Annotated in this window: 18 protein-coding genes; all 18 read right to left on the reverse strand. The window is 40.5% G+C overall.

Annotation, left to right across the window (positions count from 1 at the left end; genetic code table 11):
* Positions 1-11 precede the first annotated feature (11 nt).
* Complete coding sequence (locus tag HMPREF9624_RS04100) at positions 12-3,371, reverse strand: vWA domain-containing protein (protein ID WP_009536652.1); 3,360 nt, start codon at positions 3,369-3,371, stop codon at positions 12-14.
* Positions 3,372-3,397: 26 nt separating this feature from the next.
* Positions 3,398-4,168: a hypothetical protein gene (locus HMPREF9624_RS04105; RefSeq protein WP_009429436.1), complete on the reverse strand. Its 771-nt coding sequence runs from the start codon at positions 4,166-4,168 to the stop codon at positions 3,398-3,400.
* A gap of 55 nt (positions 4,169-4,223) precedes the next feature.
* Positions 4,224-5,744 carry a hypothetical protein gene (locus tag HMPREF9624_RS04110; protein ID WP_009536653.1) on the reverse strand — a complete coding sequence of 507 codons (1,521 nt, stop codon included), beginning with the start codon at positions 5,742-5,744 and terminating at the stop codon, positions 4,224-4,226.
* A gap of 85 nt (positions 5,745-5,829) precedes the next feature.
* On the reverse strand, positions 5,830-6,573 hold the full coding sequence (locus HMPREF9624_RS04115) for a class I SAM-dependent DNA methyltransferase (protein WP_009536654.1): 744 nt from the start codon (positions 6,571-6,573) through the stop codon (positions 5,830-5,832).
* Between the two features lie 198 nt (positions 6,574-6,771).
* Positions 6,772-9,672: a hypothetical protein gene (locus HMPREF9624_RS04120; protein WP_009536656.1), complete on the reverse strand. Its 2,901-nt coding sequence runs from the start codon at positions 9,670-9,672 to the stop codon at positions 6,772-6,774.
* Positions 9,673-9,745: 73 nt separating this feature from the next.
* A complete protein-coding gene (locus tag HMPREF9624_RS11950; RefSeq protein ID WP_009536657.1) occupies positions 9,746-10,270 on the reverse strand; it encodes a hypothetical protein in 525 nt (174 codons plus the stop codon).
* Between the two features lie 125 nt (positions 10,271-10,395).
* Positions 10,396-11,739, reverse strand: coding sequence for an SWIM zinc finger family protein (locus HMPREF9624_RS04125; protein ID WP_009536658.1), 1,344 nt, complete (start codon positions 11,737-11,739; stop codon positions 10,396-10,398).
* A 45-nt stretch (positions 11,740-11,784) separates the two neighbouring features.
* A complete protein-coding gene (locus HMPREF9624_RS04130; protein WP_009536659.1) occupies positions 11,785-13,125 on the reverse strand; it encodes an ATP-binding protein in 1,341 nt (446 codons plus the stop codon).
* Positions 13,126-13,512: 387 nt separating this feature from the next.
* Positions 13,513-15,342: an ABC transporter ATP-binding protein gene (locus tag HMPREF9624_RS04135; RefSeq protein ID WP_009536660.1), complete on the reverse strand. Its 1,830-nt coding sequence runs from the start codon at positions 15,340-15,342 to the stop codon at positions 13,513-13,515.
* Positions 15,336-17,081 carry an ABC transporter ATP-binding protein gene (locus HMPREF9624_RS04140; protein WP_009536661.1) on the reverse strand — a complete coding sequence of 582 codons (1,746 nt, stop codon included), beginning with the start codon at positions 17,079-17,081 and terminating at the stop codon, positions 15,336-15,338. The genes HMPREF9624_RS04135 and HMPREF9624_RS04140 overlap by 7 nt, the downstream gene beginning before the upstream one ends.
* Before the next feature lie 114 nt (positions 17,082-17,195).
* The gene (locus HMPREF9624_RS04145; protein WP_009536662.1) at positions 17,196-17,813 is read right to left on the reverse strand and encodes a TetR/AcrR family transcriptional regulator; all 618 of its coding nucleotides are present in this window, start codon (positions 17,811-17,813) and stop codon (positions 17,196-17,198) included.
* 359 nt (positions 17,814-18,172) lie between these two features.
* Entirely contained in the window at positions 18,173-19,462 is a 1,290-nt protein-coding gene (locus tag HMPREF9624_RS04150) for an ATP-binding protein (protein ID WP_009536663.1), read from the reverse strand.
* 452 nt (positions 19,463-19,914) lie between these two features.
* The gene (locus HMPREF9624_RS04160) at positions 19,915-20,133 is read right to left on the reverse strand and encodes a hypothetical protein (RefSeq protein WP_009536665.1); all 219 of its coding nucleotides are present in this window, start codon (positions 20,131-20,133) and stop codon (positions 19,915-19,917) included.
* Positions 20,126-20,902 (reverse strand): ImmA/IrrE family metallo-endopeptidase, encoded by a 777-nt coding sequence (locus HMPREF9624_RS04165; RefSeq protein ID WP_242822618.1) that lies wholly within the window; start codon positions 20,900-20,902, stop codon positions 20,126-20,128. The genes HMPREF9624_RS04160 and HMPREF9624_RS04165 overlap by 8 nt, the downstream gene beginning before the upstream one ends.
* The gene (locus HMPREF9624_RS04170; RefSeq protein ID WP_009429953.1) at positions 20,880-21,215 is read right to left on the reverse strand and encodes a helix-turn-helix domain-containing protein; all 336 of its coding nucleotides are present in this window, start codon (positions 21,213-21,215) and stop codon (positions 20,880-20,882) included. The genes HMPREF9624_RS04165 and HMPREF9624_RS04170 overlap by 23 nt, the downstream gene beginning before the upstream one ends.
* Before the next feature lie 193 nt (positions 21,216-21,408).
* Positions 21,409-21,723 (reverse strand): hypothetical protein, encoded by a 315-nt coding sequence (locus tag HMPREF9624_RS04175; RefSeq protein ID WP_009536667.1) that lies wholly within the window; start codon positions 21,721-21,723, stop codon positions 21,409-21,411.
* A gap of 54 nt (positions 21,724-21,777) precedes the next feature.
* Positions 21,778-22,008: a type II toxin-antitoxin system antitoxin VapB gene (gene vapB / locus HMPREF9624_RS04180; protein ID WP_009536668.1), complete on the reverse strand. Its 231-nt coding sequence runs from the start codon at positions 22,006-22,008 to the stop codon at positions 21,778-21,780.
* Positions 22,009-22,212: 204 nt separating this feature from the next.
* Positions 22,213-22,962, reverse strand: a complete 750-nt coding sequence (locus tag HMPREF9624_RS04185) for an alpha/beta fold hydrolase (RefSeq protein ID WP_009536669.1) — start codon at positions 22,960-22,962, stop codon at positions 22,213-22,215.
* Between the last annotated feature and the right edge of the window lie 61 nt (positions 22,963-23,023).

The raw sequence follows: 23,023 nt of genomic DNA on the forward strand, positions 1-23,023 counted from the left end.
TCCCCCCGAAGCTATGTTAACGTACCGTTTCTGTTTCCGATTCTTCCATTTTCATCGATATAGTAAAATTCCCCACGCACTTTGCCGTCACTGTCCTGATTTCGTGTAGTAAAAATTAATTGCAACTTCCCATCATGATTTCGATAAAGTCCAAAGGCCATTTCTCCTTCTTTTTTGTGCTCGAGATTGATCATCCACCAGCTGATATCATATTTAGTTGTTCCCACAAGATATAATCCAACAAATCGGGAATGCGCATCGACCTCCCCTGTTCCGGAAGCCTCAAGAGAAATCCTCTTATCCGCCGTTTCCCAAGCAATACCGAGCTTTACTTTAGAAGAAAATCCTTCTATCTCAACATCATCCAAAGCAAGCAAGCTGTTACTGTAGTCGAATGTTCCAACATGAACCTCAGCTTCCGCCAACTGAATCTCACTAAGCAGCATCAATTTAGCCTTTGCTTCCATGGTAAAAGGTGCTGCTCTAAGACTTGCTTCCGTTTCAGGCATCTCCAAAAAACTGAGATCTCCCAAAAATTTCTCCAAGGGAGGAGCATAATCTTTTACCTTTAAACTACTAAAGCTTGCTATTCCCGTGAACTTCAGACCTGCCCATTTCCCTGTTTCCGCCGCCTTATCAATATCTGAAACTTTAAATGCAAAATCATTGACTTCAACCGGAATAGGTGTAGGGAGTTTAACAGGTACAGATAATTCAAGCCCGAGTTGTACAGAATTCGGCACCAGATTTCCCTTCCAAGAAATTTCTGCACTCAGACCTGACTGTTTTTCAAAAAATGCTAATCGAACCATCCCTCCTAAAGTATATTCACTCTTTAGAGTATCAACATGTATCTTAATATTGCCATTAAAATAAACAGGCGAATTCAGAAAATTCAGCTTGTGGCTATATTCTTCCTTATTATCTTCATAGGAAACATCTATAAAAATACCCATTTTTTTATCTGTAAATATGGCGTCCCCTTCGGCAGAAAAATGAAACATATCAAGATTAACCGCATGTCCTATAATTTGATCCTGATATGGAAGAAAAGTATTGCCACCGGACCAATACATCCCGATACTTTCAGGATATAACCTGATTTTTGTCTGATCAAACATGGTTAAATTGACCACTTCCATCAATCCTGTTGAAATATCATCCACTTGATAATTTTCATAATCATAAAGATTCTTCGGATCATTATATAATTTAAATTGATCCAGTCGTGGAACGGATATCGCTATTCCTTTATCTGCAAAGAATTTGGCTATCCCCTCTGCAGTAGACGAATCGTATTCTATATAGGAGCCATCGTAATCCGATACGCTGATGGAGCCGTCATTTTCCAAGTCTCCCTGTAAGTGAATATCCCCTTTAAAATGAAGCCAGCCGTTTAAAGTCACTGCCCCGCTTAAGGTATAATCATTCTCGGCGTTCTCTATTTTTTCCGCGGAAGTGAACACATAAGGACCGAAAACCGTTTTCTTTTGATCGCCATCTGCAATAACGGAAAATCCTTTTTGTATCACTTTCTTTTTTCCGTTAAAGCTGACTTCCACATTGTAAGAACCGACTGCAATGCCGGCAGGCACGGTCATTTCATAGGTTTCTTTATCGATATACTTGGTCGTAAGGGTATAGTCGATATTGCCGTTTAATTTGACTGAAATCTTGTCCTTTTCCTGAAATCCTTCTCCCTTTAACCGAACCGTCGTATCCTGCAATCCCTTATAGACAAACCTCGGAAAGACACCGTCAATTCGGACATCTTGCATAGCCCCTAAGGCATTTTCACTGTCTGCAGCACCTTCTAAAGAATATGTTTTTACATCTCTGCTGTTTTCAGCCGGTAAAGTAATCTCCAAAGTTCTACCGGACATCGTTAGCGTATCTTCCGCCTTATATTTTACTTCATACTGACTGTAAACCTTTGCATGCAACATGTCATAGAAGGAACTCAGGCTGGAACTGTCGTACACATAGACAAATTTTCCGTTTCCGCTGGAAGCTATCGTACTCAAATAAGCAGTATCGACCTCATTACCGAGTCCCATGGTGTAAATGGTAATCCCCTGCTGCTGTGCCTTTTTCCCTATCTCTTTCTGAATCTCCTCCGCCGTCTTCGGATAGTTGTCCTGTCCGTCCGTCATAAGAATCAGAACATTGCTTTCCGTAGACTTTGTTCCGTAATTGGACAGACTGTCTACAACGGCATGGAACATATCGGTTCCGCCATTGGCTTCCATGCTTTCCGCAAGGTCTATCAGCTTATCGTCGGAAGCGCCGAAGGATGCCGCATCCACGATTCCGTCATTGAAAGTTACGATAGAAAGATTTTCATTCTTATTCTTATCCTGAATGAAACGGAGCACCGACTGCCGTAAGTCCTCTATGCTGCCTTGCATACTGCCTGAAACGTCACAAACCAGAATAATGTTCGATGCCGTATAATCCAGCTTCTTTATGCTAAAATCCGTGATTTCCGTTCCGCAGTCATAGAGTTTCAGTGCCTTCTGTAAATCCTTTACATCACTGTAATTGCTGTCAATCTGCACGACAGCCGTAATCTCTTCAAACTTTTCCGTATTGATTTGTCCTATGGAAATGGCGGTCTTTGCCTTACTGACGTATTCCACGGCAGCCTGTGAAAATTTCTTGTTTTTCTCTTCTTCCTCCGTATCGGAAGAGTTCTTCTCTGTTTTCTTTTGTTTTTTAGAATCGACGGAAGTATCCGCATCCTCCGTATTTTCCTGCTCGGGCATCACCGCATCCGCTTTGGAAGAAATAATTTCTTCTACATCCACGGTCAGAGAGTGATCCAGCACCGTATCCACATAGTTTGATACATTTTTGATATTTTCCGACTCATCCTCGTCATCATTTTCAATTACACCGATAATTTGAGACATGGCTGCAACATAGCTGTCGTCCTCATTGTCCTGGGAACTGTAAATAGCCTCCCTTAAGTACTGATCGGTGGAAACTTCATTTCCGAAATAGTTTTCAATTTTTGCAAGCTCCAGATTCACCTTCGTGGCATCTGTGCCGGCTTCTTCCTCTGCCGCTTTCGTTAAATTCTCCTTGATGGTGTAAAGAACAGGCTCCTCCAACTGTCGGTCCAGTGCTTCCACGCGTGCCTTTAGTGCCTTCCTTTCCTGTACGGTCATATCCTCATGGATATTGCGGTAAATCTTATTCAGTTGCTTTGTAAGCTGCTCCGCATCCCGACTGTCAATGCTTTGGAATGCGTCGGAGAAGTCCTTTTCCCCTACCAAATTTCCCATATATAATTCCGCCGCTATCATAGATTCATGATAGGAAGAATCCGCTTTCAGATTCTCGGTAAGCTCTGCAAAATCTCCGTCCATAACATACGATTTGATACGAGCCTTGTTTATGGAATCAATAGAGAAATACTCCTTATTTTTTCTTCCATCTCGGAAAAAAGCTTCTTGTACTTCGCTGTAGATTTTGTTTCTTCTTCGCCTATATTTGCATAGTCTGCAGAAACCTCGGAAACCGCCTCCGCATACTCCTTCGCCGTTTTGGAAACGGAATAAGAGCTCTGAATGGCCTTCTCCACCTTTTTCTCTATTTTGCCGTCTTGCTTTTCCAGCGCCTTCTTAGCCGTCTCATATTGCTCCTTGGAATAGCCGTATTCCGTGATATCCTTTCCCTGGCTCGTAAGATAATCCGCCATAATGACATCGGACAGCGGATCCTGCATCTGTTCCGACGCTAAAAGAAGCTCCTCCGATTTTTTGGAAATCAACTTGGTATTTTCACTTAAATAAAGATAAAGCGGATAGGCCCGGTCATACTCTCCCTGCAACAAAGCCATTCTGGCCGTTGCCAGCCTGCACTCGTCATCATAGCCGTATGCCTCACTGTACTGTTCTATAACCTCCTCCGCTTCCGGATAGGCTTTCTCATCAATCAGCGCATTCATGAATTCAGTCATCTTTTTCTGTGACAGCACGGGCTTATGCTTTAATTCCGATGCAAAAGCGGACAGACCGCGAAACAGAAGTCCTCCGCTCAAAACCAGTAGGAGCAGCGAAATTATGATTTTTTGAACTTGAAAGGCCTTTCTTTTTACCAAAAGTACTGTAGCAACTACCGCTCCGGGCAATAAGCCAAGACCAAGTTGTAAGTAAATATTCATTCCTTCACCTCTTTTTAGATTTTGTAATCCAAGATAATCTATTTTCCGCCACTCTTTAAAGCTTGATTTCCTTCATACTAAGGAGAGCCTTCTTATTTACCTCTGAAAGTACAGATTTTTGCCTATCTTTTTCAATTAGTCTCTCCACAATCGAAAACTCTTCTTCCGTAAAATAGGAAAAAGAAATGCCACTATCCGGAATATCCATGATTCCCGTATCAAATCTAATCAAATCAATATCCAAGCGGAAGCATTCCAATATTACCGTGATATATTTATTGGCAATCTCGTACTTTTCCTCCTCATAAGCTCGGTAGCACTCCTCCAGCGGTAAATAATAGCTTCGCAAATCCTTCGTCGCGCAATCCCCAAGGAGAGTGAGTATCTCCTCTTCTAAAGCCTTCTTCTCTTCTTCCAGTTGTTTATTTTCCTGCTTAACTTTCCTGTACCCTTCTCCGATATCCTCACAGCCGAGCATCACCTTATTCAATTCCAGTTCTTTACTACGTAATCTTTGGCGTTCAGAATCTATTCTCTTTAAATCCTCTCTTATATTTTTCATGCCGAGATTCGACTGATCATAAATGGAGAGCAAAAATTGTATTGCTGACAGTTTTCCGCTTCCTTCCATCAATTTTTGTAAAGCAAATTGTTTGAAAAAACGCATTTCTCTATTAATAATGAAATTTGTGCCTCTCTCGTTTACTTGTCGAAGAACTTTGCAACAATAGCGTTCATCCCAGGAAAATAAATCCTCCATTAGCCGAAACAAAGTAATATCATTTTCTGCGGACACCAACAGCTCAATATTTTCGATAATCACTTCCGAATCATTGTTTTTTATTGCATTTTTTGTATATTCCTCAAGCTTTCTATCTATGTTTTTTAAAGTTTCATGTGCATCTACACTTCTTTTGACATACTCCTTATGTGCTTCTTCCACCTGCTTTTCATCTCCGGAATTCAGTTTTTTCTCTAACGCCCGGATTTCCGTTTGTAAAGCCCGACATAGGTCCTCCTTTTCGGGAGAAGCGCATTCTCTCAGCTCTTTTTCCAGTTTTTTGATTTTATAAAGATAATCCGATACATATGGATAATTCGTAAGTCGAAGCAACTGCTCATACTCTTCTCGCAGCTGCTTTTTAATCCCTTCCTTTCCGAAATAGATACTGATCATTTGAAAAGAAAGAATCACTAAGAGAACTGTTGAAAAAATTGAAGACAACAAAACGCCGGCATATCTCCCTATCGCATACATCAAAATGGAATAAAGTAATGCCGTTAAAAGATACACCGTGATTCCGGTAAAACAGGTCCAAAAAGGTTTAATCAGCTTTGTTTCTTTGATATCCACCCAATAGGCCTGCCCGAAGTTCGAGGATAAAACCGATGTTAAAGACAGGACAATCAAGGTATTGGCAATTTGTCCCAGTAAAAGATCAAAATAATTGATTTCTCGCAGAGATTCTATGGCTTTGTCAATATTAAAAAGATAGAGGAGAAACGATGCTACAAGAAGAAAAGCTATTGTTACGGAAACATATTTAACTGTTCTGGATTTTAAATGGATCTCCATCTGCCACCTCAAGCGATTAGTTTAGAATAATTTTATTATCTCTTATATTCTTAAAAATGGCAAGATTTATCTGCAAAAATAAGATTTAGTCCTCCCTGCATTTTAATAGCGCATACCAATGACTCGTCTCCGACTGCTCTTTTTTATCCAAAAAATCCATATAGCCTTCCTCGACAAACTCTGCCCCCTTCATGCACTCCCGAATAAGGCTTTTATATTCCTCACGAGTTCTATAGATTGCACCATAGTAATCCTTTAAGTTCTCTGACCAGATATGGTCTAAAGTCAACCTTTCCTTTTTTCCGACGCTCTCTTCAAAATAAAGTAAAGTGTTCTGATTCACTAAGCGCCTTAAAAGTCGATAAGACTCCATCAACTCATCTTCATTAATATACATGGAAACACCGGCCATAAGAACAATGTCATACTGACGAGTTGTGATTTGAGGATTGGAAAGGGCATCCACAATAGACATGGTATAAAAATGGCAGTTTCTGTTTCCGCTGTTCTGTTTTGCCACGGCAATCATCTCCGATGAAAAATCAACACCATAATATTCCTTGCACTGATCGGAAACCGCATCCGCCATCCTTCCCATCCCACAGCCCAAATCCAGAATCACTTTGTTGCGATTCAGCCCTAATTTGGGAAGAATAAAACCCTTTTCGTATTCATCCCATTTCACCGCATATTCAGGGTCTTGATCTCCCAACAAAACGGTAGTATATTCCTGCTCTCTATTTTTGATTGTTTTCGCTCTTTGATCATAAAAGGAAACAGTGCCTTTCGTATCAATACTCACTTTTTCCCCATATACACGTCCTGCCATCTATGCATTGCCTCCCTATCCGTTATCAGTTAAGCTAAATCTTCGTTCCTATTATAAAGATAGCGGTACTTTCCTTCAATAGATAACTGTTCTACACGCTTGCTTCCATGTTATCCTGCAAGGCTACTTTCATCCCTAAGATGATTTTTTTTGTTCCAATCTGCATTTTTTTCATATAGAAATCCAAGAAGTGTGATATCATGCGATTCCCAAGATTTCGAAAAGCTCCCTAGCTTTCTTAACCGCGGTAGACTTTGCACCGCAGTTTGCCATTTCCAAAAGCCCGGGCCATAGGGCATCCTCTTTCGAAATAGATCCTCTTTTTGCGGCTTCCCTTAAATATGCTCCATAATAGATGCACAGATCTAAAATTCTGTTGATCCAGACAGGCGGTTTTCCTGTCTCCGCTGTTTTCACTCCCGCATCTTTTATACATTCCCAGAGCATTCCCCAGCAAATACTTAAGACTTCGCCTTCCTTTTCCACAATTCGCACAAGCTTGGCAGGACTGATTTCTTCATAGCTTAAGAGCAACCTTGTAATTTCTCTTAATGTCTTTAAAGATAATGTCCCGGATTGAACCAATTCTTTAAACAGACTCTTTGCCCCGTAGATGCTTTCTCCATCCTGAGCCAAAAGCGCTACTGCAAAGCTTAAAAACAGTTTGGAATAGGGTGTAGCCTCGCCTTCCAGGGGAGATTTATTTCCTCCTCGCCAGTTTCTAAATTTGCTAACTACAATCTTTTTCTGAGCACTGTCATAGTGAAGCCACGCTAAATTTTCCTCCTCTATCAGTTCGCCATTTCGGTCTATCTTACTGGCAGAAACCTGTCTCTCATGAGCTAAAGCATATAACCATCCGGCAATGACCACCTGATAGGAACAGTCCGAATCCTCTGGCAAATCCAAGTCGAATTGAAAAACTTTTTCGTTTTTTCTTAGTTCTATGGCCTTGACCCGAAAAGTAACATGGTCTTCTATAAGTTCTTTTCCTTCCGGCAAAGGAAGCCATACTTTCTCAAAATCGGCGGGAGCGGGGGTCTCTACGGAAGCTATTATATTGCTTTTTGATGTATTCTTTATATTTCCTTGATTCTCTCTTAAGCCTCTATCATTGATTAAGCTTATATCTTCATTTAAAGCCACATTATCTTTTCGACTGGAGTTTTCTCTTAATCCTGCGTTTTTAGCACTCTGTATCTGCTCTGTCTCTATGAAAACCAATTTCTCAAGGATTTCTTTTGCATAAGATACCGCCTTGGAGGAGCCGCTTTTTTCTGCCAAAATACGGATAGACTTCATTTCCAATGCTTCTTTGGGAGCAAGCTTTTTTTCTACCGCAAGTATCACCTCATCCAGATAATCTCTTAAAAACTTTACAATCTCCGCAGTTCCGGCCAGGATTCTGGGCATCTTTAAGGACTGATCCACTGTGTCGCAGGCTACCTTCCACACTAAACTCAGCATCCTCTCATTTGCCATAAAGTCCATGGCAACAGAAAGATTTGCCAGGTTGGACAACTCCCCGCCGCTCCAATCCAGATAGGAAATATCCGCCAGTCCCGGAAGTAAAAGCCCTCTTTCCCAGGCTTCCCGGTTTGCCTTTAGCGCATCCTCCGCATTTTCATCACTAAGCCTTCCAAATACCGTAATCCAGTTCATCAACGCCCCCTTACTTAAGGGCTTTCTCCTTCTTGCCAGCTGTCGCAAAATAATGCCTTGTCCATGATAAACTTCAAAATCTCTATGCACTGCCGTAAGGGAATAATCACCCCAATTCGGAAAAATCGAAAACAGTGCGTTATGACTGTAAGACAGTCTATAAGGCAGTGCCTTAAGGCTTTCCGGCATTTTTAGTTCCACATTCCAAAACGGCGTTTCTCCCGGGAAAAACACCGGCTCTACATATGGGTGGTGCAAATAAGCTGCAATCAACTCCCCCATCAAAATGTCTTTTCCCTCTTCATCCTGCAAAAATTCTCCGGAGGGAAGCTGAACTTTCAAGTCAATTTCCTTTAGCTTATCCGTGTACCCGCTTCTATCTTCCTGTGAAAATGTCTCCGTATCCAGTCTTGTTAATGCAAGCTGTAAGTCCGGCTCCATTACATAGGAGAATTTTTCCGCCCGGTACAGACTTAGTCGCTCCAGGAAATCCTCTATGGAAATGCTTAAGTCTTCAAAGCTTGGGGTGCTAAGTAAGCAGGGCCATTGTCCCATGGTACGAAAAAGAAGCTCTCTTCGCATGGTTAAGAGTTCCCGATACTCTATCTTTACAATTTCTTTCTCCCCCTGCCAAAATCTTTGCCGGCTTTCCTCCACCGGCCTCATTTCTATTCCTCTTGCCCATCTCCCCAATGTCCATAAAATGCCGGAATCGCTGTTGGGAATTCCCAGAAGACTCATTTTGGCTTCTTCCGGATTTTTGTATGCAATGTGATTTGCCAAGGCAAGGAACTGTTCAAAAAGAAGGTCTTCTACACACTCCTTTCTATCGGAAAGCAGGGCAACCATGTCCGTTAAGCTTTCCGCCGTTTCCTCTCCCAAGCTAAATCTTGGAACCTCCCAAAGCTTAGGGCTTTCTCTCCATAAGCCCCGCAATTCTTTTGTACTTTCTTCCTGTTCCAACGCTATCCCCCAGGACAGGGCCAATTTTTCTGCAAGGCCGGCAATGCTCTTATCCTCATCCTGCAAATAAAGGGAAAGCCATTCTGCAAAGTCATTGGCGGATTTTGGCTTCTCTCGTTTTAAAGCCGAATGTAAAAGCATCTTCTTCGTTTTCTTAACCTTAGCCGAAGTACAGGAAATTAAGACCGGATACAGAAGCTCCTCGGAGATATTTTCTATAAGGACCGGAGCAAATCGCTCTATAAGAGGACTCTCCCCAAGCCCCAGTAGGGAAATAAGATTTTCCGCCCTATCAAGGAAATCCTTTTCTGCACAGCCAAGCTTATCCAAAAGTTCTACCCATGCTTTTCTGTCCCCGGGTCTTTTCGCAATATACAGTGCATCAAAGATATACTCTTTCGCCGCTTCTTTACGGAGTAAATGATTCTCTACGCCAAAGAAAAGCAACTCGGGAAAGGGGCCTGTTGCGGGCATGTTCAGGGAAATTCCCTTTTCGATATGCTCTACAAATCTTCTCAGAATTTCTTCCTTCTCCAGCGTAAAGCTATCATCGAAGAGATAGTCCTTTTTTTGCCCCCAGCAATATCACCGAAGAGGCTGCTGCCCAGTCTTTCATATACTCCACGGATTCCGGAATAGGGAGATTCATCCTGTGCAGAAGTTTCAGGCAGAGCATACCAAGGACGGACAGGGAATGCTCCCATGCCCTCCTGTTACCGCTTTCGGCAGCGGAAATAAAATTCACTGCAAAGTTCTCTCCCCTGGCCATAATTGCCTGAAGAGTAATTTCATCTCCCCGACCTATCACATTTGCCGCCCTCTTAGCCTCCACACCGATTCGAACGGTAAAAACAGCAAGCTTCTTAAGATCAACATCTATAACTGGAGCAAAGCCGTAGCTGTTCTCGGATAATTGTTTGACCTGTACCCATTCTCCGGATTTTAGCCCCTCCCTTGCAATCCCTTGCTCTTCCTTAGTTCCTATTCCAAGGCTTAAGATATTTTCATAAGCGCTTTCCTCATACCCTAAAGAACGGTAGATTGCAACAGCGCTTTCCAGTTTGCTTGCCATCGTAAACTCCTTTATTTACTTTTCCAGCCGAATGATATCCACTTGTCACCCTATCGGCTTACAGTCTTTATATTATATTACTTGCTAAGTTATAGTCCTTAGACTATTTGCTTGCCTGCTGAAAATTACAGTCCCTGTCTTAATTTCACTGCCAAAATGTGCTTGCAGGGGCCCCTGCTGTTTCGATGCTTTAAATACCATGTACAAGTGCATTTTGCATCTTCCACTCCAGATTCTTCCGGGTAAATCACTCTGTAGTTTGTCTCTCCCGACTTCACATACCAAAGGGAATCTTCCACAAAGACGGTGTCCTCCATGAGCTTTTTTGCCGCCACAAGTCTCGGATTGTCCTTTAAGACTCTATCCGGGTCATCCGGAAGCTCTCTATGGAAAAATGCATTTTCATGGACATCAAAGCCCAGCTTTCCTGAAACGGCTAGCAGTTCCATGGCGTCATGCACATTTTTCTTCTCCATGCCTAGGGATGCAGAGATATTTTCAAATTTAATTTTCGGCTCAAAATTCAATTCGTTATCGATTCTGTCGGCACATTCCAAAGTCTCTAAGTTAGAAAGTGCCTCCAGTAAAGCCCCTTCCCCGGAATAGCCTTCATAGCTCTTCGCCGTAAGGCTCAGGGTAATGCTTGCCCCGCTCATGCAGACCTCTATCATCATTTGCCCGGGAGCAGTCCCTTCGGGAGCATAAAAGTTAATCCTGTTCACATGGCTCATGATGCGCTTCAAACCGCTAAGCCTATGAAGGCCGCTGATATATACACTGTCCTTTTCTTCCCGAAGCTTTAAAATTACACCGGTTTTTGTGGGGCAAAGCCATCCGGATTGTTCCTTTCCGGTAACAGGCGGGAGCCCTGCAATAAAGGCTTTTGCCTGCATTCCTTCCAGCTGGAATTTGTATTTCATTTTTTGATGAAGCACGGCGCAATTTCCCAGAGCTCGAATCCAGCGATCCGGCATTTGCACGGGTCGCTCTATCAGGATGTCCGTAAGCAAGGTTCCGTCCGAAAGCTCCTTACAGTGCACGCTCTTCCAGCCCTCATCACCGATAAGAAACTTTAATTTATCTCCCTGCCTCACTTTACAAAGGGCTTGTCTTAGCTTGACGCCTATATCCACATTGGTAGTGCCGTAAAGAATTTCTCCATCCAAGGCAGTTTGAAATATATCCAGCCTTGCATAAACACCGTTACAAGCCGAAAAGCACTCCGCTCTAAGCCTATCCCCCTGGGCAGAAAGTACGGGATCCTTCTGCGCCACAGGCACATACTGAAAATATCTTGTACTCACAATATCTGCAAGAACCAAAAGCCCTCCCGCGATAATCGCAGGATTCACGATTTCTCCCTGAAAAAACAATGGATTTTCCTCTATCCCTTTGGGGGTGAGGGCAGGCGCTATGGATAAGGCTAAATTACCGTCATACAGGCCGGATATGCTTTTAAATTCTCTCATACGTGCTCCTCTCATGCCAAAGGGGGATTCTTTCCAATGTACATCTTATAAAAATGGAAGCATATATACCGGAATATAGTTGATTCCGTTCTCCCACTTATAATCCTTAGTATGAACAAGATATTTATTCCCTATACGGCTTCTAAACTTATCACAAAATTGATCCAATGATTTATGGCATCGATAATTTCCCGACTTCACCTCTATAGGACATATCTTGTTTCCTGTCGAAATTAGAAAGTCAATTTCATATAAATGATTGGACGAATTATTACCCATTGTGTAATAGAACAGATTGTTTCCCTTGGCAACAAGTATCTGCGCAACAGCATTTTCATATACATACCCTAAATTGGCTTCCATTTTATCGGAAAGCAACTTATTGTAAATGATATTCTCGACATAATTCTTATCTCTGAATGCAAGGGTCACAAACAATCCAACATCGGAAGTAAATAACTTGTATCTTCCCACATCCTTTTCCAATGCCATGCCGACCGCGGGATTATTGGCATGATATGCTATATTAACCGTGTAAGAACTTAAAATATCCGGCAAGAGGTCAAGTACTCGCTCCGACCGTGTTCCTTCTCTCGCATTTGATAAAATATATCGTGATGCATTACTGCTTAGATTTGCAGGAATCGCATCATATATATCACCGGCAAGGCCTGAAGCATCAATCTTTGTAAAATCTTCTTCATAAAGATCCACTATTTCCCTTTTAATCTCATCTACTTCTTGCAAATTATTCTTCTCCAGATATGTTTCTACAGCCTGAGGCATCCCCCCAATCAACATATATAATCTGAATATTCTCATAAGATTTCTATGAATTGCATTCCCCGCAGGCCTCTTTTTTTCCAAAAGTACCTTGATTGTTTCGATGGAAACCTCATCTCCGATTGCCCATAAAAATTCTTCAAAATCCATAGGATACATAGAGATTTTATGTTCTTCACTCGGAATCAAAATATCCTTTGTATTCTTCTTAATCGAGAGTAACGAACCTGTCTCGATATATTTATATCTACCATCTGCAACAAAATACTTGATGGCCTGTCTCGCTTTAGGGAGCAACTGGACTTCATCAAAAATGATAACTGACTCTTTCTCATATAATTTGGTACCGCTTAATTGCTGCAACTGTAAAAAGAAAAAATCCAAATCATAAGTATCCTCAAATAAATCTTTTATGTCCTTACTTACATGAGCAAAATCTATCATGATATAGGATTTGAACTCTTTTTTCGCAAATTCTTCTACTATTGTAGATTTACCGACTCTTCGTGCTCCCTTGACCAGCAACGCATATTTATCGCTGCGATTCTCTTTCCATTCAAGAATTTCTCTATATATTTTTCTTGTAAATACAGATTTTTTCATACTGAAGACCACCTTTCCAAAGGAAGTATAACGCAAATCCTCACTTAAAGAAAGCTAAATTCAGCGCAAATCCCCATTCGTGAAAGTGTATTTTCTACGCAAATCCCCATTCGTAAGAATGTGTTTTCTACGCAAATCCCCATTCGTAAGAGTGTGTTTTCTACGCAAATCCCCATTCGATATCCACAAATCGGAAGAATATTGTTTGCTAAGTCGGAAGATTATTAGAATTATTGACATAGGATGATTTTATTGTTCCAATCTGCATTTTTTTCATATAGAAACTCACAAAGCGTGATATCAGTATCATTTTTAAAAAAAATGAAAAAAAAGAACTCCCCTTCCGGGAGTCCTCTTGAAACTGTTCTCTTCTTCTCATTTTCCTTTTTAAGACGCCTGCACGGAGATCATCCGTGCGTAAATGCCGTCTTCTTCCATAAGTTTATCGTGATTTCCGCGCTCTATAATCTTTCCGTCCGATACAACAAGAATATGGTCCGCATCCTTTATGGTCTTTAATCTATGCGCAATGACTAGAAGGGTCTTATTCTTGCAGAGTTCCGAAATCGCCTCCTGTATAGCCCGCTCATTATCCGCGTCCACACTTGCTGTTGCTTCATCTAAAATAACGATGGGCGAATCCTTCAGGATACATCTGGCAATGGAAATTCTTTGTTTTTCTCCGCCGGAAAGGGAGGCGCCGCCTTCCCCGATTACCGTATCAAAGCCTTCCGGAAGCGAGCGGATAAGATCATAGCATCTTGCTTTCTTTGCCGCTTCTATTACTTCTTCCCTTGTAGCATCGGGCCGGCCCATTGCGATATTGTTATAGATTGTGTCCTTAAAAAGATAAACCCTCTGGAACACCATGCTGATTTGATCCATCAGGCTACCCAAGGAAATATTTTTGATGTCTTTGCCGTTAAGCTTAATCGTCCCCTCCTTGATGTCCCAAAATCTGGCAAGAAGAGAGGCAATGGTAGATTTTCCACTGCCTGACGGTCCTACAAGAGCCGTCATTTCCCCCTTTTTCATGCTAAAGGAGATATGGTTCAGCACATTCTTTCCTGTATAGCCAAAACTTACATCTCTGTACTCTACAAGCGAATCCTTTTGTGCTTCCTCCGTATTTTCCAAGAATACAGTATCATCGGAATCCTTCCGTGTTTCCTTTGCACTTTCAGACATTGCCCTATCAGCGGAATCCTTCTCTGTCTCCTTTGTACTTTCAGAAAACTCCTGATCACCGACATCTTTCAGTTCTTCCGCTTGAAAAACCTCTTCTATTCTGTCTAAAGATGCCGCTGTTACCGTAAGTCTGGTAATTTGCCCATAATAGCTCTCTATAGAAATAAACAGATCAAATAAGAACAACACCATTCCCACCATATAGTTCGGCGCCATTTCTCCCTTCGCATATAACAGGCCGGCTACAGCAAGCATAAAGGAGGTACCGATTCCGTAGGTAAGGTATAAGGCTCTCGCCCAGGGCCCATAACTTTTCTCAAAATCAATACTTTCTTTACAGCTTTTATCAAACTCGGCGGAAAGACTTTTGGATTTTTCTCCTAACATATTAAAGGACTTGATAATCCCTATTCCTTCGGCAAAATCCAAAACCTCTTCCGTAAGCGATTCACTTCCCTCCTGCTTCGTCCTGGAATGGGCAAGGGTCGTTTTCATCATACAATTTCCAACGATGACAAAGGCGATAATCACTGTCAGAGCAGCTATTCCTAATCGTATATCCATGGCAAACATCATGAGCGTCATAAGGCCCTGGGAAATCATAAAAGTTACCAGCTCCGATAAAACAGTCATACAGCACTCTTCAATAAACACCATGTCTGTACATAGAACTGTGCTGATTTTACCCATATTTCCTTCTGTAAAGTATCCCATCGGAAGTTTCCGGAGATGATCTCCCAGTCTCATTCGCATATCCGCAAACACTTCATATCCTGTTGCAGATTGAAGAACATTCGTGATGTGCTCAAAAACCGCTTCCACTGCTATGCAAAGAACAAGACCGATTCCAAGATAAAGACATATCTTTTCCTGCATTTGCCCCTTCATAAAGAGACTGATCGCCATAAAACTAAAGATTAACGGTGCCTTCATCATAATTCCCTTGATGAAAGAAGTAATATACGAAGCTCTGATTCGGGAACTGTATTTTCCTGTCATACAAACGATTCTATGCAGTATCTTTAGCATGCTTTTTCTCCTCCCTTAATCTTCCATGTGCTCGCACTTACAGAGGCATCCCAGAATTTCTTATACTCCGGACATTCTTCCAGGAGCTTCTCATGCTTATCGGCTGCGATACACTTTCCTTCTTTTATCACGCAAATCTTATCCGCATTTTTCACCGTGGAAAGTCTGTGCGCAATCACAAGCACCGTTTTATTCTTTGTGATTTCATCTAGAGCAGCATTTAATTTTTCTTCATTTTCCGGATCCATAAAGGCGGTAGCCTCGTCCAAAACCACAATCGGCGCATCCTTCAAAATCGCACGTGCCAAGGAAATTCTCTGGCGTTCTCCTCCCGACAGTTGCTTTCCGCCGTCTCCCGCCATGGTCTCTATTCCGTCAGGAAGTCTCTTCAGAAACTCATCACACTGCGCTCTACTTGCCGCTTTCAGTACCTCTTCTCTTTTCGCCTCGGGCTTTCCGATAAGAATATTTTCATAAAGACTTGTATTAAATAAAAATTGCTCCTGCGCAACATAAGAGACCTCATTATTCAGTGCTTCCAGAGACAAATCTGTGATATCCTGTCCACCGATCCGGATTTTTCCGTCATTTAAGTCATAATAATGCACTAAAAGCTTCGCCAGTGTGGATTTTCCGCTTCCCGATTCTCCAACAAGTGCGGTTGTTGTTCCCTGTGTAAGTTCCAGACTTACCCCATGCAGAACCTCTTTCTCTCCATATGCGAATCGAACATTTTCAAACCGAACATCTCTATTCACCCCACTAAACTTTGCACTCCCCTCTTTAAGAGGCGGTCTATCCATAAGATTTTCCAGCTCTGTGATTTTATAGTTCAGCTGCGGAAAATTTCCTGCAAAATGCATCGCCTTCATAAAAGACGGCCCGACCGCGAAAGACATACAAAGCACTAAAATCAGTTTATCTAAAGCTAGACTTCCGCTGATAACCCAAAATGCGCCTACCGGAAGGATGAGAAGAGCGAGACACGGCAAAACACTGGAATACATCGCCATCCATGGCCAACAAGCTCTGTACCATAAAAGGGTAAAATCTCTGTAGTTTTTTACGACTTCTCCGAATCTTTTATAGGAATCGCCGTCCTTATTGAATACCTTCACCACTTCCATTCCATTTACATATTCAATAATCGTGTTATTCATCACGGCAGCGGATTCATAGTAGGCATCCATTTTCGAGTTGCCCTGCTTCATCATCATACCCATGGCAAAGATTCCTACGAGGATGGGAACAAGGGAAAGCAAAGCTAAGCGGTAATCCACTACAAACATCAGAACGAGGATGGCAAACGGAATCGAAATATTGGCAATTCCTTCCGGAATGGCATGAGCAAGTAAAAGCTCAATCATATCAATATCTTCCGTAAATACCTTTTTTATACGACCGGTACCAAGGCTTTCTATATTTCCGAGAGACTGTTTTTCCAGTTTCCCCTGTAGAGATATTCTTAAATTTTTCAGGGTATTGTATGCACTGATATGGGAAAAAATCAGTCCTTTCACATAGGCAAATGAATAAATCATCTCTGATAAAAGTACCCCGAGTACCCTCAGCATCAGATATCCCAAACTGATTGATTGCCCTTTTGTTAAAGGGGAAATTATCTGATACAGGAAAAAATAGGGCATCGTTTTTGCTACAATCCCGATGCACATCATGATGACTGCTCGGATCGTGTATTTCTTGTATTCTCCCATATAGGGAGCTACTTTTTTAAACATTGCCTCCTCCTTTTAAGTTAGTTAATACTAACTAATAGTGTTTATTCATAATGAGTATCACTCGCAAAGCGTGCAGTACCTCGTTTTAAGCCGTCTTTCGACGGTCAAACTATACTAATCCATGATTCCTACTGCCTTTTTCCAATCCAGGAATCTGCATAGCACTTTGCAATGCTCTTCGATTTCTTTCCAAGACATCTTATGAATGAAAGGCTCATAAATAGAGGTCCAGAATACCGTACAGAGAACGTGCATTTCCTGATCCGAAATCTTAGCTTTCGCAATATTTCTCTTTTTTGCCTCTTCATAATATTGCTTATAGGCATGTGTCATGCGATAAGCAAAATCATGCCCGAAGTTTTCATGCACTGTTCCGGCGGATTTTTCTAAAAGTAATACAAATTCTTCTCGAATATCCCATAGGATTCGAAACACATCTAAGATGTATTTCTCATTCATAATCCATGTATTTCTTACTTCTTCATCGCTCATAGAGGAAAAGTCCACGTCCGTTCGTTCCGAAACAAAACGGTCTAAAGTTGCTACCGCTTCTTCGACAACGGCACTAAACAGTTCTTCCTTCCCTTTGTATCGTTTATAAACCGCTCCTGTTGTAATCTTTGCATTCTCACAGATTGTTTTCAGTTCGGCTTTTATAAATCCCTTTTCCATGAACTCTTTACGAGCACTTTCCAAAAGTCTCGGATCAATACTGGTATCGCGGTTTGACATAAACTCTCTCCTTCATATTTGCCGCAAAGCGGATGAACTTATATTGATAATTACATTATCGATAATTCAATTATCAGTTGTATTTATAATACTACTTAGTTCATATGTCAACTGTTGTTCTTGGAGCTTTATATTTTCTTGTGTCTTATATTTTCTTGGCGCTCAAAATATCCCGCGGGATAAAACTGCATATCTATAATTTTCCGGATAAAAAATAGCGGATGAAGTAAACTTCATCCGCTGTAAAGCATAATTTCTTCGTAAAACTTTTTCTTATTATTCACAAAACATGAGCGTTTTTCAATTCATAATTCACATTTCATGAGCGAATCATTTATTACGCATGCACAATATACTTTTTAAATCAATTCCTTATCTAAAAGAAAATCAATTACATTGATATTCAAAATACCGTGATCATCATACCAGCGTTTCCCAATATCTTTCCTTACCACAATTTTAGGGAAGGAATCTCCCGTAAGCGAAAATGGTCTAAGTTCTGCTTCCGCTTTTTCATCCGTAGGCATCGCATACGCCGACTGGATATAGATTCGTTTTCCTCCTGTATTTACGACAAAATCAATTTCCCTTGGAGTACGAATGGAATTCCCCTTTTCGCTTAGTGTCCTTGCATAAACAACACCAACATCGACAGAAAACTGCCGGATATGCAACTCATTATATATGATATTCTCCATGATATGTGTCATTTCCTGCTGACGGAATCCTATTCTTGCATTTCTAAGTCCAATATCCTCACAGTAATATTTATTTGGCGAGTCAAAATAGGATTTTCCTTTTACGTCATATCGCTGACTTTCTGAAAAAAGGAACGCATCTTCCAAATGTCCGATATATGCCCTAATTGTATTAGCAGATATACTCCCCCCTTGCTTTGACTTCAAAGTATTGGCAATTTTAGTCGGATTTGTTAATGAACCAACCGAAGAACAAAGCAAATCCAATATCTGTTCCAGTACATCTTGTCTTTCAATTCTCTTGCGTTCAACAATGTCTTTAATATACACTTCTGAGAAAAGGGATTTCAGATAATTCATCTTGGCCATATCATTAGGTCTTGACAGGATAAGTGGCATTCCGCCATAAAATGCATATTCATCAAACGCTTCGTTTTTATCTCCACCAACAAAAGAATAATATTCCGCAAAGCTAAGCGGGTGTACTCTTATTTCATCACTTCGTCCTCTAAATTCAGTAAGAATGTCACTGGAAAGCATTTTTGAATTGCTTCCTGTCACATAAACATCTAAATTCGATAAAGCTCTCAAATCGTTAAGAGCATCGTAAAAAGTAATTTTCTTACCATCCGAATTATATGGATTAGCTACCTCATCGGACATTTGAATTTCATCAACAAAAAGATAATACTCCTCTTTGCTCTTTTCCACTTTCTCTCTTACAAAGGATGAAAGAATAAGCGGATTGCGATATTGAATATCTTTCGCAAGGTCAAGCTCAATCGTAATAATCTGTTCTTCTTTTACACCATTCTCAATTAAATAATCTCGGTATATATTTTTAAGAAGATAGGATTTACCGCATCTTCTGATTCCGGTAATTACTTTCACTAATCCGTCAAAACGATAGGAAATCAACTGCTTAAGGTAGCTATCACGCTTAATTTCCATAAAACTGCTCCATTTCATTGAAAATTCATGCCTATTTAGGCTTTTACAATCACAATTTTATCTGTTTTCTGTTAAGTTTTCAAGTTCCATCTGAAAATCATAGCCTAAAAAGGCTAAAAAATTCAGTAAGAATACTTTGTGAAGAATACACAACACGAAATCATAAAAAATATTCCCCGTGCATAAAGTCGCCAGGAAAATAATAAACAATTTTATAAAATTTTTTCCGAACTCCACTTTCCTCATAGCTCGTCACGCTCCTGAACTAGATCACCGCCCCTTCCATTGCAATACAGGTGTACCTGAACTTATGTCTCCTCATCCTATAAAATCTTTCTTGTCTTTGAAGCCATCACTTTTTACTAAGATGATTTTTTCTTAGATACTCTGAAAAACTTGTTTCCGGAAGTCTTCTATTTTTATTTAACATATTCTGCCAAATTGTATTTCCCTCAAGTTCCAGTAACAATCTGCTGTACACTTGCAACATTTGTACTAATCAGTTTATCCGCTCTTTGCTTTATATGCGGAATCGATGGATTAGATAACTCTTGATATACCGGTTCAGGCAAGACTATTCTCCCGCTGTATAATGTTTGTAAAATATTGGTATTGTTTATCCATAAAAAAGCAGAAAGACAATCTGTATCGAAAAATAACTCATCAGTCATTAGGATATCCTTCCTCTTCATCCAAGTTAAAAACAATATCCGCTCTGAATCCATCCAGTAATAATTCTTCCTTTTTGCCCTCGGAGATTAACCCCATCTCCGAGAGTTTTTCCACCTTTCTCACATATTCCCCTGTAGTAAAATACTGTTTTCCTTCTAGTGAAGGAAGATAGAGTTCTTTACCATATCCTAGTTTTGCAGCTTCACGGGAAATTTTGATATCTTTGAATGGAGACATGGAATTCGCCGATACAAATCCATCCTTTTCAAGACGAAATAAAAGAGCCATATGACTAATCATGTATAGTTGCTCTAAATCTATAATTTTATTTAAAGTCCATCCATCAAACTTTTTTGCATACTGAAACAAGGTATCGTATGGCATAAGCAAATATCCGGCAAACATATCCGCTTCTTTTTCAGAATCTGTTTTATCATCTCCCATATGCATATCACAAACAACTCTTCCATCTATAGTCTCATAGAGTATATGGTATAGTTCATGGGCTAAAGTAAAGCGTTGTCTTCCATAAGACGTTGTTGAATTAATACAGATAATAATATCTTCATCCACCTTGGTACACATTCCGCTGATTCTCTGTGAAAGAGGATACTTTACTATGGTAATCTTCTTTTCTTTCCATCCATTGACAACAGCAAAAATGTCGATGGGAGAATAACTGTCTTCCCCTAAAATACGCCTTGTTTCCAATGCAAGTGAATTTAATTCTTGTGCTGTCTTCATCCTATTCCTCTTTAAGTTTCTCATTCATATATCGAATATTCATTGCAATTTTGTTTACGGCTGCTATGCTTTGCAAATCTTCTCCCTGAATGCTATTTGCTCTAAAAGCAAAATTAAGCGGAATATAGGCATCGCTCTGCCCCAAAAGATATGCTTCCGTACAGCCAAAAAGACTGCATAATTGATCCATCATGGTAACACTCATAGCTCTTGTTCCATTTTCAAGTTTTGTTATTAATGTTTGATCCACACCAAGGTATTTTGCCATCTGTTCTTGGGTTAATTTGCAATCTTTTCTAAGTTTCTTTAATCGAAGATGAAGTTCCTTCTGTTCCATTTTCCCCTCCTGCTACAAAATCACCTAGAAATAATATACTCTTCTTTTGTCATATTTTCAATAATATTTATATTATTATTTATGACAGACTTTTAACCATTTATACCTCATATTACCGGATAGTTGTAGGAAGAATAAAACCAGATAAGAAAAATCTACCAGCCTAAGCCGGTAGATTTTTTTGATAAACAGATTATTTATCTTTTTCAAAATGATCTCTTAATACCATTAATCTAATTATTAGAACAGTATTCAGAATAGCCGCTAATATAAGACCAGCTCCAACCCAAAGCAAATCTATCGCAAACCCTATAATGAAACATAGGCTCCATTTCATAATTTGCTTACCACAAATGATGCATAGTTCTTTGCTTTTATTTGATCTATTTTCGTCAAGATCATGTCCGGTTAAATATCGAATTGCTCTGCCGTTCGATCTAATAAATAGAATACCTATAATCAAATAGAGCAAAACCATCATGGAATCGATACATAAAAATACAAACATATTGATTACCTCTTTGGTATCCATAAATAGAGATGTTTATATCAAGCATTTACATCATATCGCTTCATGCTCCTGCACTATATCTCTTGCTCTACCATCCGCCATGAAATCATCCGAAAACATATCTATTGCTCTCATAAACGAATCCCACTTATTCTGTTTTGGAAGCAAAATAACAATATCCCCTATCTTATTCACTACTACCTCATCTAATGAAAATCGACACTCCTTAGGAAGTCTAATTGCCTGACTTCTTCCATTTTTAAAAACCTTTGCAGTCATCATTTAGATCACCTTCCTTGTAATATGCACTAAACATATATCTCAATATATACACAAGTCAAGAGCCTATCGATTTATACCTTCTAACTCTAAACGGAATATTAAACGGAGGCTCCTGTGGATGTTCCGGTGGCTCCCGGGAAGGTTCTTCGCGGGAAAAGATTAACGCCTGATTATCGAGGTGATAGTCAGGCGTTTTGTTGCTTATTATTCATGAATACATTTCTCAAGTTCCCGGCAATAATTGTTCTTATCTTTCGTCATCATCCGGCAATGGTCGTAGCCTTCCCATACCTTTATTTGGGCGAGCGGATAAGTCTTGGGAATCATCTTCTTTGCTTTCTTATAATCAAAATCCTTATCTCCGTACGCAAAGATGCATTTCCGCTGAACATCATCGGAAAGCGACGGCAGTTCCACGAATGCACAGTCGTGAACGATGTTTCGGATGCTTTCCTCATTCATTGCAATAAAATGTTTTGCCAGAAGCGGGGCGGCCTCTTCTCCAAACATGGAGGACATCTTCTTCACACTAAGTTCCGGGTCTGCGACAGCCTTCTTATGTTTATGCAGAAACACCGTGCGGAGAATCCACTCCATCATCTTTGCGTTAGTGTAGAAACTGCTTCCCTCAAAAAACAGATGGTTGAATGCAATATCATTATATTTGAGTAGCTGTAGAAGAACCACCCCGCCCAGTGAAGCCCCATATCCGAGTGAGAGCTCCGTAATATTTTTCTCAGCCAAATACTCATGGATCTGCTTTGCCTCGTCAGCAGCACTTTTATAGCTATCCTTATCTGCATCGCCATGCGCGGAGAGATCCGGTGCGAGATAACGGTATTCCTCTCCAATGATGTCAGCGATAAATGTCTTCATGCCGTTTGCTGACGAAAGCATCGGATGGATCAGAAGAATCACATCTTTTTTTTCGTTATTCCAATCATGCATTATCATTTTTGAAATACCTCACTAGGAATCCCATAAATATAATCCCTATAATCAAGTAGAGCAAAAC

The organism is Oribacterium asaccharolyticum ACB7 (assembly GCF_000238075.1).
GTDB lineage: Bacteria > Bacillota > Clostridia > Lachnospirales > Lachnospiraceae > Oribacterium > Oribacterium asaccharolyticum.